At 44.2% G+C, this 13,031-nt stretch carries 11 protein-coding genes; 8 read left to right on the forward strand and 3 right to left on the reverse strand.

From position 1 onward, the window contains the following. Positions 1-38 precede the first annotated feature (38 nt). The 4 genes from dnaJ (at position 39) to ACL934_RS06555 (ending at position 6,204) form a co-directional block, all read left to right on the forward strand. Positions 39-1,163, forward strand: a complete 1,125-nt coding sequence (gene dnaJ / locus ACL934_RS06540; RefSeq protein ID WP_374080447.1) for a molecular chaperone DnaJ — start codon at positions 39-41, stop codon at positions 1,161-1,163. Positions 1,164-2,965: 1,802 nt separating this feature from the next. After that, positions 2,966-5,164, forward strand: a complete 2,199-nt coding sequence (locus ACL934_RS06545; protein WP_374079019.1) for an RHS repeat domain-containing protein — start codon at positions 2,966-2,968, stop codon at positions 5,162-5,164. Between the two features lie 14 nt (positions 5,165-5,178). Further along, a complete protein-coding gene (locus ACL934_RS06550) occupies positions 5,179-5,652 on the forward strand; it encodes a hypothetical protein (RefSeq protein ID WP_374079021.1) in 474 nt (157 codons plus the stop codon). A gap of 90 nt (positions 5,653-5,742) precedes the next feature. Next, positions 5,743-6,204 (forward strand): DUF4402 domain-containing protein, encoded by a 462-nt coding sequence (locus ACL934_RS06555; RefSeq protein WP_374079024.1) that lies wholly within the window; start codon positions 5,743-5,745, stop codon positions 6,202-6,204. 36 nt (positions 6,205-6,240) lie between these two features. Here the strand turns inward: ACL934_RS06555 and ACL934_RS06560 are convergent, their stop codons facing one another. Together ACL934_RS06560 and ACL934_RS06565 are read right to left on the reverse strand one after the other, a co-directional pair. Then, entirely contained in the window at positions 6,241-7,860 is a 1,620-nt protein-coding gene (locus ACL934_RS06560; protein ID WP_413613225.1) for a methyl-accepting chemotaxis protein, read from the reverse strand. 205 nt (positions 7,861-8,065) lie between these two features. Further along, on the reverse strand, positions 8,066-8,323 hold the full coding sequence (locus ACL934_RS06565; protein WP_374079029.1) for a hypothetical protein: 258 nt from the start codon (positions 8,321-8,323) through the stop codon (positions 8,066-8,068). 370 nt (positions 8,324-8,693) lie between these two features. On the opposite strand from ACL934_RS06565, the gene dnaK reads away from it, so the two are divergent. Then, positions 8,694-10,610 carry a molecular chaperone DnaK gene (gene dnaK, locus ACL934_RS06570; RefSeq protein ID WP_413613226.1) on the forward strand — a complete coding sequence of 639 codons (1,917 nt, stop codon included), beginning with the start codon at positions 8,694-8,696 and terminating at the stop codon, positions 10,608-10,610. A 59-nt stretch (positions 10,611-10,669) separates the two neighbouring features. Then, positions 10,670-11,281, forward strand: a complete 612-nt coding sequence (locus ACL934_RS06575) for a Crp/Fnr family transcriptional regulator (protein WP_374079031.1) — start codon at positions 10,670-10,672, stop codon at positions 11,279-11,281. On the opposite strand, the gene ACL934_RS06580 is transcribed toward ACL934_RS06575, so the two are convergent. Continuing rightward, the gene (locus tag ACL934_RS06580) at positions 11,258-12,118 is read right to left on the reverse strand and encodes an MBL fold metallo-hydrolase (RefSeq protein WP_374079034.1); all 861 of its coding nucleotides are present in this window, start codon (positions 12,116-12,118) and stop codon (positions 11,258-11,260) included. The two genes, ACL934_RS06575 and ACL934_RS06580, sit on opposite strands and share 24 nt — an antisense overlap. Positions 12,119-12,294: 176 nt before the next feature. On the opposite strand from ACL934_RS06580, the gene ACL934_RS06585 reads away from it, so the two are divergent. Together ACL934_RS06585 and ACL934_RS06590 are read left to right on the forward strand one after the other, a co-directional pair. Beyond that, complete coding sequence (locus tag ACL934_RS06585; protein WP_374079036.1) at positions 12,295-12,612, forward strand: rhodanese-like domain-containing protein; 318 nt, start codon at positions 12,295-12,297, stop codon at positions 12,610-12,612. A gap of 2 nt (positions 12,613-12,614) precedes the next feature. Then, positions 12,615-13,031: a YeeE/YedE family protein gene (locus tag ACL934_RS06590; protein WP_374079038.1), complete on the forward strand. Its 417-nt coding sequence runs from the start codon at positions 12,615-12,617 to the stop codon at positions 13,029-13,031.

Consider the following 13,031-nt stretch of genomic DNA (forward strand, 5'->3'; position numbering starts at 1 on the left):
TTTTGAATTGCACTCGTCCATTCAATGACTTACGGAAGATTATGGCTCAAAGAGACTACTACGAAATTTTAGGTGTATCCAAAGATGCAGAACAAGATGCGATCAAAAAAGCGTATCGCAAATTGGCCATGCAATTTCATCCGGATAAAAATCCGGGGAACAAGGAAGCCGAAGAAAAGTTCAAAGAAGCCGCTGGAGCTTACGAAGTTTTGAGTGATCCACAAAAACGCGCGCAATACGATCGTTTCGGTCACGATGCTTTCACGGGTCGCGGTGGTGGCGGAGCGGGCTTCCAAGATGTGGAAGATATTTTCTCTCACTTCGGTGATATTTTCGGAGACTTTTTTGGCGGCGGTATGGGCGGTCAACAAAGACAACGCCGCAATCGCAATGAACCACGCCGTGGTTCCGATCTTCGTTATGTGACAGAAGTATCTTTAAAAGAAGTCATCACAGGTCTTGAAAAAGAAATCGAATTCGATACAGAAAAAAACTGTGACGACTGCAAAGGAACGGGCGCAGAAAAAGGTTCGCAAGTTGTAACTTGTACGATGTGCGGAGGCTCGGGCCAAGTCGTGCGTTCTCAAGGTTTCTTTGCAATGGCATCAACGTGTCCACAATGTCATGGGCAAGGAACTCAAATCAAAAATCCATGCAAATCCTGTAAAGGCAAAGGACGTGTCAGCGAGCATCGCAAGATCCGTCTTAACATCCCAGCAGGTGTTGATACAGGCACACGCTTAAGAGTCGCAACAGAAGGTGAAGGCGGTTACATGGGAGGTCCTCCAGGGGATCTTTACGTCGAAATTCGCGTGAAACCTCACACGCACTTTGAGCGTCGTGGAGAAGATCTCTTCGCAGAACTTTCGGTGCCATATGTACAAATGCTTTTAGGTGCAGAGATCGAAGTGCCAACAGTCACAGGCAAAGCCACTTTGGAAATTCCAAAAGGCGCACATCCTGCGGACAATGTGAAGCTTGCGGGAGAAGGTTTGCCTTCACTGCGCGGCAATCGTCGTGGCGATATTTATTTCCATATCAACGTCCAATTCCCAGACAAACTTAATAAAGACGAAGAGAAACTTTTGCGAGACATCGCGAAAGCTCGCGGTTTGAAAGTCACACCTGAAGGCGGCGGCGGGTTTTTCGGGCGGAAGAAGTAAAAACCGGGCCAACGACTAATTAATAATCGCTCAAGTAGACAGTAAATACATAAAAGTTTATTTTTTTATGGTTGGAGTCGATGATGAAATCTAACCATAAAATTATGTATTTATTTTTTCTATTCTCTATTTTCTTCGCAGAAAACTTATTTGCTCAAAGTTGCGAAGAGCAGGTAGCACAGTATATCAAAGACTTTTCAAATCGTTGCAATGAGGCGACTTACTGCAACTATTATACGCCTCCTCCAAATTCAGGACCGGGAGAGTTAATTAGTGTTTGTTCAACTGGGACATTTCGACTCGTTACAAAATTTGCGGACGGATATTCAAAGTTTGATATTTTTTGTGATGTAAGGACAGTCGCCTCCTATAACGATGGGACGACAAATGTTCAAGACGGAGGATTTGGGTTTACGGATTTATTGATGTGTTCAAACCCGAGTAACACGCAAAGTAAGCCGAACATATGTTCTGTTCAAAAAAAAGGTTCAGTCTTGTATGTTGAAAACCAGACTTTACTTGAGAAGGTTCCAATTTTGGGAAGTTCTCGAACTTTAAATTATGTATCTTCTTATCAAAGCGGTTTTCAAAGAGATTTCCAGATTAATTTCCAGGTTTCTGGGGATACACCTCGTGATTACATTCAGAGTTTTGATCTTAAGTTATTCAAGAATGGTAACTTGGTTGATTCACAGTCATATCAGAATAATCTGCCGAACCAAAACTATAGCTATATCTGGAACGGCACGGGCCCTACTTCTGCGCAGGCGGTTTCTCAGCGATTTATCTTAAAGGTTATGGAGCATTCTCCTTCCGGAAGTTTTGAATTTCCTTATATATACGATTTGTACCACTTCGATGCCAAAGCTTTTGGACTCGGAGGGTGGCTTCCAAGTGAGTTTTATTTTTATGATTCTTTGTCGGGTAGAATTTTTTCTTCTGATGGAACAGTAATTCAAAAAAAACTGAACACTTCTCCAAATGGAACTTACTTATTTTATAATGGGCAGAAAGTGCTGGTGTTTAACTCTTCGGGTAAGCTCGAGGTTGTTAAGGGCGCTTTTAGTGGGCAGGTTTTAGAGACATTTAACTATGCATCTAATGGATATTTATTATTTATAACTGATGCATTTAGTAATACTCTTCATTTTAATCGAGACCTGTCTGGCAATCTAGTATCAATAGTATCTCCTCGTGGACAGTCTTCAACTGTTGCAACGTCTGGAGGAGCAATATCGTCTATTAGTAGCCCTGGTGGTATTCAGTATCAGTTTACTTACTATTTAGGGGATCTTTTAAAGAAAATTATTTATCCAAATAGTTCTTACACTGAGTTTGAGTATCTAACGAACGGGGAGATGAAAAAAGATACGCATTCCGGCGGATACTTTACGGAAATTTTGAGGACCGCAAATCAAACTCAAAATCAAAATGGAAATTTTGAAGTTATGTCCAGTATGGGGAGAACCGAGGTCATTTCCCATTTTGTTCAGGACAACGATAGTTTCACTAGAAGCTATAGTCGTGCTGATGGAATTACCGAGTCCACGACCGCAACATTTAATAATGGATACGGTAGCTTCTCCAATAATTCGCGAGGTCTCGATTTCAATGTAAACTACAATCAAGATTCGAGATTTGGTTCTGGACATTATTTTCCGTCAATAATTTCCTATAATGTGTCGGGTGCTGGAATCAGATCGTTTTCTAATGCGCAGAATATTACGCTCGCAAATTCATCGGATCCATTTTCGGTTACAACGTGGCAGGAGTCATCTCAATTATATGGGGCAAATACGTCTGTGACAACGACGTATGAGCCAACTACGAAGACATTTAATGTTGTTTCGTATATGAATCGCAATAAAGAGATTAAGATTGATGGATACGAACGAGTAACATCTTTTAAAAATGGCAATCTAGCTCCGATTGCATTTGGGTACACCAACGAAAACCTAACATCCATTTCCCAAGGAACAAGAAACACAACTTTAGGTTATAATGCCACTTCCGGTTTTCTTGAAAGCGTCACGAATCCTCTGAGTCAAACTACCGGCTTTGTGTATAACAGCGCTGGAAGAGTCACGTCGAAAATTCTCCCAGACAGTCGAGTGATTGGTTTTGGGTATGATGCCAATGGAAATATCACGAGTATTACGCCTCCAGGACGTCCTGCTCACGTGTTTTCAATCAATGCGCACGAAATTGTTGGATCTTATGCGCCTCCGGCATTGAGTGGAATTTCCGTAGTCAATACTGCCTACCAATATAATCTAGACAAACAACTCACTCAGATTGCGAGACCCGAGGGAAGCACGATTGATTTTAACTACAACTCCACAACAGGCGTTTTAGAAAGTTTCGTAACTCCCGACGGTACATATACCCAAACGATGGATTCTACGAACGGATTGCCATCGGTGATTTATCAACCCGATGGTTCATGGACTTCAATCTCCTATGCGGGATTAAGAATGATCGGCTCAACGAACTATGATTCGTCCTCAAGCCTCATTGGCAGTTATATGCCAACATTTTCAAGTGTTGCGTTGGTGGAGTCTGATACGGTTTCTAATTCTCTTGGAGCAACGTCGACTATCAACTATCTCTACAACGATGACGAAGATTTAACAAAATCCGGAGACCTCACTCTCAGTTACAACACTCCAAACGGCCAACTCACAGGCACAAGTATTGGCACGGGGACTTCCGCAATCACTGACACCTACACGTATAACAACTATGGCGAAGTCACAGACTACGTCGCAAAACGCGGAACAACGACGATCTACAGTCTAACATTGGCTCGCGATGCTTCAGGTCGCATCAACGGTAAAACTCAAACGATGAATGCAGCAACGGATGCCTTTGAGTACACCTTCGATGATACCGGAAGACTGACAGAGACAAAGAAAAACACAGCAACTGTTGCGACCTACGGCTATGACTCGAACAGCAACCGTAACGGAGGCACAATCGGTGTTCAGCCGACAACAGCGAGTTACGACGATCAAGATCGTCTAACGACTTACAACACATTGTCCTTCACATACAATGCGAACGGAGATCTCACAAGTAAGACCAACAATACTCTAGGTCAGACAACTCAATACACTTACGATGTTTTCGGAAACCTCAAGCAAGTTCAATTGCCAGGTGGTCCTACGATTGATTACGAAGTCGACGCCTTAAACAGACGCATCGGCAAAAAAGTAAACGGAGTCTTACAAAAACGCTGGGTCTACATGGACCAATACCGAATCGCCGCAGAGCTTAACGCCGCGGGTGCGATCACAAAACGATTCGTGTATGGTTCTAAATCCAACATCCCAGATTACATGATCGTCGGAAGTACAAAATACAGAATCATCTCTGACCACTTGGGTTCTCCAAGACTTGTTGTAAAAATGTCGGACGGATCTATTGCACAGAGAATGGATCACGACGAGTTCGGTCGAGTGACAGTGAACACAAATCCAGATACGACACCTTTTGGATTCGCAGGTGGATTGTATGATCATCAAACAAGTCTCGTGAGATTCGGAGCGAGGGATTATGATCCTGAGGTTGGCAGATGGACTGCGAAAGATCCGATTTTATTTAAAGGGGGAGACAGCAATTTGTTCGGATATGTTGCTAATGATGCTATTAATTGGATTGATCCTACCGGTCTATACCAAATTTGCTCACGTCCTTTAGATATGCCAGGAGGGGCGACATTGCAGAGTCGCGATCCTATTGTTTCCCACCAATATATTAGATTTGAAGATGGTAGTACGGCTTCGTATGGCACCCAGGGCAGTCCTTTTGGGGGAGCGGGAATTAAAATTGAGGAGAGTGGTGAAGGCGCAGTTTGTGGTAAGAATATTTCGGTAGGAAGCGGTATTGAGGAGAGAATGAAGAATTATGCTAAGACTAAGTATTCTTTGCCTTACAATTTGATAAATAATAACTGCCAGCAATTTGTCGGGGATGTTATTTTGAATGGCACTGGTTTATAGGAGTAAATAGGATTGTGAGAAGAAAAGACTTGTCGGTTTATTCTTTTGTATTGTTGGCTCTTCTTCTCATTTCAATATCTCCCTATTGGGTGGGGCCTGGCTTATATGGAATAGTGCCCATACATATTTGGATCATTGCAAATCTTGGAATTCATCCTGCAATTGTAGGAGTAATTTTTGGAGTCGTGTGCTGGCTATCATTGGGCATTTTTTCTCACCAAATTACCTTTAATATTCTTTTGTTTTGGAATTTTTTAACGACTGCCATGGGGACTTGGTGGTTGATAAATTCATATCAATCCATAACAGCTTTCTCTTCAGATGCATTCTTTGTATGGTGCTCGATAGCTTTTATCGGGATTCAATCTCTTTGCTGGACTTTGTCACTGAAATTTAAAAATACGACTCGGTCTGGCCGCCTTGCTCTGGCGACTCTCTTGACGGTCAATGTATGCTGGGCAATGATGCCATACTACGGTATTTATTAAGTCTTAATTTATCTGCCTTATAGTGATTCGATATTGTCATGATTGTGTAAAGTAGTTATTATTTAATTCATCCATTTCAAGGACGAAACGGTGCTAAGACATATCTTGGTGTTCTTAATTTTATTTTTCTCTGCAAATGGCGTTTTCGCCATTCAAGGCACCGCCAAATCCAAAGTCAAAGTGGTCAACAGCATCCAAATCCACAAACTCTCCGACCTCATCTTCTCCGAAGCAGGTGCAGGCTCAACAGCTGAAACAATCCCAGCCGACGTCGTCGAAACGCCGAAGAACGCAAGTTTTGAAGTCTCCGGCGAAGCAAGTCGCGCCATCGCAGTAACTCTTCCCGCAGACGGAACAATCAAAATGACCACAGGCGGGAGCGGTCCTGACAACGAAATCGCTGTGAATGGTTTTATGAGTAACAATCCAACCACCATCGATGCAAACGGGCAGTTGGATCTTTTTGTGGGAGCCACTCGTGAGGCACTGACATCGACACAGGCTCTCGGTGATTATGAGGCCAACTTCACTGTCGATGTCGTTTATCAATAAGGCGACTCAACATTTCAGTCGCTTTTATTTTATAATCTAAAATCCTTCAGTACTGCCAACTTTTCTGTAAGATTCATCTTCATCAAAGGGAATGACCTTACTGGAACTTTCTAAGTTCGTTTTTTTCGTTTTAAGAGCGACAACTTTAGGTGCGACTTTGGGTTTTGTCGCGTTGTTTTTGGCAGGCGCAGCTGGAGCTTCATTCGATTTTCCGCTCACGACGCCATTTAACGTTTCTACGTTTTTCATCAAGGCGTGGGACTGAGCCGTTAATTCTTCAGCGGCTGCGGCAGCTTCTTCAGAGGCTGCGGCATTTTCTTGGGTGACTTGATCGAGCTGATTCATAGCTTTGCCGATCTGCTCCAGTCCTTTAAACTGTTCTTCGCTGGCAGAAGCAATTTCGCTGTTTAAGTCGGCTACTTTTTTTACTGAATTGACGATTTCACTTAAAACCACGCCTCCTTGGTTCGCCTGTTGGCTGCCGATGGCGATGCGCTCGACGCTGCCACTGATAAGAGCCGCAATATTTTTGGCGGATTCAGCACTTCGCTGAGCTAAATTTCGGACGGCTTCTGCAACTACAGCGAAGCCTTTTCCCTGCTCGCCGGCACGGGCAGCTTCGACAGCGGCGTTAAGAGCTAGTAAATTTGTTTGAAACGCGATGTCGTCAATAACGGTGGTGATGTCTGCGATTTTTTTAGAATCCCCTGAAATCAAATGAATTGATTCAATCAAAGTTTTGATTTCATTTTCACCTTTCACTGCAACTTCTCGCGTGGAAAGAGCCAGGGTTGCGGCTTGTTTGGCATTATCGGTGTTCGTGCGAATCATGGACGTTAGCTCTTCCATAGTGGCGACAGTTTCCTCTAACGAGGCCGCTTGTTCAGAGGAGGCTTGAGACAGAATTTGTGACGAGTTCGAAATTTGTTCCGCAGCTTGGTTCACTTGCGTTCCACCTGCTGCAAGATCTAATGAGACCGTCGAGATGGATTTTGAAAGAGAAGTCGCAAATAAGAATCCGATCCCAAGGCCAACCAAAACGCCCAGGGCAATCGTAATGTTGATCGTGGTGTTTGTTTGGCTTGCGGTTTGTCGCGCACTCTTAACCCAGCTTACACCGTGTTCACGATGATAGTTGGTTAAAGCGTCAATCGCGGCGTTGTATTCAGATGCGTATCGAGGGCAATCATTTAGAAAGATGGACATCATTTTAGCATGATCTTCGGGCTTGCCGGATTTATGGTAGCCGATAGCTTGCGCCCCAATCTGTTTGAATTCTTGCCACGTGCGATCTACTTTTTCATAAAGAGCCGCTTCCGTAGGATCCATTTTCATTTTCTTGTAGCTGGTGTTGTGTTTTTCGTATTCCGCAATACTCTCGTTAACGCTCTCGACGAACTTGTCGGCTTGTCCAGTTGTGATTCCCTCCAACCCTAAGCTGCGTAAATGAACGCGAACGTTCCGAAAGTTTTGATACATCTGATCGGAAAGTTCAATATTGGGTAAAACCCCTTCTGTGACTTTTTCATATTCGTGTGCGATGTCTTCCATTCCGAAAGCAGCGATTTCACCGACAATCACCGGAATAGTGGCCATGAAGCCGCAGAGTAAAAATAGTTTTATCTTTAAGCTCAACCTTGATCTCATCTGTATCATTCCTTTGTTCCTGAATTGTTCCGATTTTTCCTTGATTACTAATCGGTAGAAAAATAATTTCTTCGTGAAATTTTCCAAAGCGTAATGATAATTTGACAGATTCAACCGTCAGTGGAGACTCGGAAAGCAAGTTTGAGACACGAGTTCCGATTAAACTCACATTCATCGTTCAAGAGTAGGAATGTTCAGATAAATACCAAGGCAGCTAATTTCTTTTTGGTGGAGGAAGTGTAGGTGATGGGCGCACGTTTTGCTGATCGCGCAAGGCTCGCTCAATACTCTGTTCCTGACGAAAGCGTTCTCGCGCTGCTTTTTCTTTCTCCGATTTTTTTTCTTCTTCAGATTTATCGTGCGAAGTTTCTTCTTCAGTGGGGTTGGCTTCAGGACTTTTTTGCGCACGAGCCTCGGCCTGAGCAAGCGCAAAGATCATCAAGGAGGAGGCAATAACGCTGACCATTTTCAAAGTTAAGTGTCCCATGTCTATGAGTATATGCCGGGCAGATTAAAAGGGCATTAGAACGACATTTAAATTCCTTAATTTCAGTGCTTAAGAATGAGGCAATTTGCCTTAATAAAAATTGAGGCCCCGGCGTTGAAGGGTTTGCGCCGAGGCCTAGAGGGGCTTAAATGTTTTGTGTTTTTAAGAGAGGAGCGAGGACCCATAATGCCTAATGGTGCGTGATAACACGAGTTAAATGTCCGTAACATATTGATATTGTTCATTAAAATATTGTCATAAAAAAATAACTACGTTAGCTTGACGAAAACGTACAAAGCCCCACATTTAAAGTGCTATAAGCAGTGAAATTCATGGAAGTTAAGGAGATTTTGGTATGGGTAAAATAATTGGTATCGACTTAGGAACGACGAACTCGTGCGTTGCGATTATGGAGGGCGGTGAGCCTAAAGTTCTCGTGAACGAAGAGGGCGCTCGTACCACTCCTTCAGTTGTCGCATACACCAAAGATGGTGATCGTTTGGTTGGACAAATTGCCAAACGACAAGCTGTGACGAATCCGGAGAACACAATCTATTCTGCGAAACGTTTTATCGGTCGCAGATTTGAAGAGATTCAAGAAGAAATCAAACTTGTTCCTTACACTGTTGTTGCTAAAGGCAATGACTGTGCGTTCAAGGTTCAAGGTAAAAACGTGTCTCCAGAAGAGATCGGTGCAGCCGTTCTAGCTAAACTTAAAAAAGTAGCAGAAGACTATTTGGGTGAGCCGGTAACTGAGGCAGTTGTAACAGTTCCAGCTTACTTCAACGATGCGCAAAGACAGGCGACAAAAGATGCCGGTCGTATCGCAGGTCTTGAAGTAAAACGTATTATCAACGAACCAACAGCCGCAGCGCTGGCTTACGGTCTTGATAAAAAGAAAGATGAAAAAATCGTGATCTACGACTTCGGGGGAGGAACATTCGACGTTTCTATCCTAGAAGTAGGTGACGGCGTTGTCGAAGTTCGTGCAACAAACGGTGACACTCACTTGGGTGGTGACAACTTCGATACAGTGATTTTGGAATGGTTGATTTCTGAGTTCAAAAAAGATCAAGGTATTGATCTTAAGAACGACAAAATGGCTTTGCAACGCTTGAAAGAAGCGGCAGAGAAAGCGAAAATCGAACTTTCTTCTGCGCAAGAGACTGAAATCAATTTGCCGTTCATCACAGCAGATCAATCAGGTCCTAAACATTTGCAAACGAAATTGTCTCGCGCAAAATTCGATCAAATGACAGAAGACCTAGTAAAACGCTCTATGGAGCCTTGCCGCAAAGCTTTGGCTGATGCTGGCATGAAGTCTTCAGAGATCGACGAAGTGGTTCTAGTCGGTGGCTCGACTCGTATCCCTGCGATTCAAAAAGCAGTGAAAGACTTCTTCGGTAAAGAGCCTAACCGCACAGTGAACCCAGATGAAGTTGTGGCAGTGGGTGCCGCAGTTCAAGGTGGTGTTTTGGCTGGTGACGTTAAAGACGTATTGTTGCTAGACGTAACTCCACTGAGCCTTGGTATCGAAACTTTGGGTGGCGTGATGACGACATTGATCGAGAGAAACTCTGCGATTCCTACTAAGAAATCACAAGTGTTCTCGACAGCGGCAGACAACCAACCCGCAGTGGACATCCACGTTCTTCAAGGTGAGCGTAAGATGGCTACTGACAACAAAACTTTGGGACGCTTTGAGCTTGTTGGTATTCCACCAGCTCCACGCGGAGTTCCTCAAGTTGAAGTGACATTCGATATCGACGCCAACGGTATCTTGCATGTAAATGCTAAAGATATGTCTTCTGGTAAGTCACAACAGATCAAGATCACAGCACAGTCGGGTCTTTCTGAAGAAGAGATCAAACGCGCAGTGAACGATGCTGAAGGACACGCTGAAGAAGATAAACGTAAAGCGGAAGCAGCAACGGCAAGAAACAACCTCGACAACTTGGTTTACCAAACTGAGAAGTTGATCAAAGACTCTGGCGCGCAATTGCCTGAGGCTGAGGTGAAATCTGCAAACGAAGCTGTGGCTGAAGCGAAAAAAGTTCTTGAGAACAAAGCTGCGGAAGCAGAAGAACTCAAGTCAAACTTTGAGAAGTTGCAAACTCTCACTCACAAATTGACGTCTGAGCTTTACAAAAAGCAAGGTGCGCAAGCGGGTGGTGACGGCAGCGGCGGCGCTCAGCAAGAAGGTGGCGGTGAAGCCTCTTCTGAAAAAGGCGGCGACGACGTGATCGATGCTGACTACAAAGACGTGAACTAAAGTGTTCTTTTCAAGGCCGGGTTGAATAGACCCGGCCTTTTTTTTGTGCCCTGGGGCAAATGAGTACAATCGAATTTAAAAACCTTTTTCAAGATGCTCCGATGAAAGTCCTCAAACGAGGGGATGTGATTTATCGCGCGGGGGATGAGCCCGAGAACGTCTATTTCGTCGAATCAGGGTTGGTCGGATTAGCGCTGTGGGGAGAATCAGGAAAAGATCATTTGGTCCGTCTTTTCAAAACAGGTCAAATCTTCGGACATCGCAGTTTGTTTGCACAAGAAAAGTATCATGCCACGGCGACGGTCATAGATGAATCTCAAATCAGATACTTAAATAAAGCTCAAATGCGTGAACGCATGAAGGGCAATTGTGATCTCGCGGAAAAGCTTCTTGAAACCTTGGCCAAGGAACTTCGTCAGGCCGAAGCCAAACAATTGGTCTTAAGTGAAAAAGATGCGACGGCGCGAATTGCAGAGGCTGTCGTGTATCTTAAAGAACTTCATCCTCAATACGATTGGACAAGACAAGAAATTGCCGACTTCTGCGGAACTACCACGCCGACAGTGATTCGCACGCTTGCTAAATTTGTGGATGATGGATTGCTTGAACAACGCGGTCGAGAGATCGTGATCCTCAACCGCGATTTATTATTGTCTCAAGGGCAGCTTTAAATAGCTGACACCATTGTTCTCCGGCGCAGGCAAGCGACCTGCGCGGATATTTACCTGCAAGCTTGGATACAAAAGTTTAGGTGCTGACAAGGTGGCGTCACGGTCTTTGCGGAAGCGAATGAACTCTTCCTTGCTGACGCGAGAACTCAATTGAATGTTCTTTTCTTTTTGTTCTTTTACGCTTGTTTGAAAGCGAAGCTCACGTCCGTCGGGTTGATAATCATGTCCCACGAAAATGCGCGTATTTTCGGGCAGTGAATAGATTTTCCCAGTCACAGAACTATAAAGAGCCTCAGCGCTTCCCTGAGGAAAATCGCAGCGGCCCGTTCCTGAATCCGGCATAAAGATCGCGTCTCCTGTAAACAGAGCATCTTCGATCAAATAAGAAGCACAAGCCGGAGTGTGGCCAGGGGTAAAAAGAGTTTTAAACTTTAAAGATCCCGCTTCTAAAATGTCATTCTCTTTTAAAAGAATGTCGAACTCTCGTCCTTCGGTATTGATGTCGGAAAGATTGAAAACCGTTTTAAAAGTTTTTTGGACTTCCGTGATGCGCTCTCCGATGGCCACCTTGATATTCGGAAAGAAATTTTTAAAAAGCTGAGAACTTGAAAGATGGTCCGCGTGGGCGTGGGTCTCCATCACGTAGTGAGGATTGAGCTTGTTCTCTTTAAGATAAGCGATCACCGGATCCATGGCTTTTGTACTGAGCTTTCCAGAAGCGGCATCATAATCCCACACCGGATCAATCACAACGGCATCTAAAGTCTTGGGGTCGTGGACAACATAGGTCAATGTCGACGTTCCAGGATCAAAGAAATGTTGAATTTGCAGAGCCATAGACGATCTCCTGAAATATAGGATTAAAGCTGATCTCAGAGTAATACAACTTAAACCCCGACCGTTATGATGGCGGGCATAAAGAAATTAAGAAAGTTTATGTCCGCGGGCATAAAGGTTTTCAGCAGGATAGCTTTAGTATGGGTTGTGAGTGAAGCACTAAAAGCGAGGACTCTATGCGTGAAATTACTTGCGAAGAGGTCAAATTGAAACAGAATGAATGGACCTTGATTGATGTCAGAACCCCTGCAGAATATACGGGGGAGCTTGGTCATATCGAAGGAGCGAAGTTGATTCCACTGGGGATTGATGTTTTGGAATTTCTAAAAACAGCCAACCCTGCGCAAAAGATCGCTTTCGTTTGTCGCAGTGGAGCGCGCTCCGGCCAAGCAACACTGCTCAGCGAGGAAATGGGGTTTATCAACACGGCCAATATGGTGGGCGGAATGATTCGTTGGAATGAACTGAAATTTCCAACGCAGAAAGGGTTTTAAAAATGGAAAGCATTGCAATGGCTCTTTTAGGAGGAGCTATTATTGGTTTAGCTTCGTCGCTGATGTTGATCTTTAACGGTCGAGTCACAGGAATCAGCGGAATCGCCAATGGGTTTTTAAGTTTTGTTTCCGGCGAAAGATTGTGGCGCGGGGCTTTCTTGCTGGGACTTGTTCTTGGTGGCGTTGTGATTGCGGCAACGCAGCCTCAATTATTTCAACAAACAGAGCGCTCGTTCGGTGTCACGATTTTGGCGGGCTTGTTCGTCGGTTTCGGCACTGTTATGGGGAGTGGGTGCACAAGCGGACATGGCGTGTGTGGAATTTCGCGTTTTTCAATTCGCTCTTTGGTTGCGACAACGGTTTTCATGGCCGTGGGCATTTTAGTCGCGACATTTTTTAGAAATTGGATGGGAGTTTAA

The organism is Bdellovibrio sp. HCB-110 (assembly GCF_047323225.1).
In the GTDB taxonomy this organism is placed as follows: Bacteria; Bdellovibrionota; Bdellovibrionia; order Bdellovibrionales; family Bdellovibrionaceae; genus Bdellovibrio.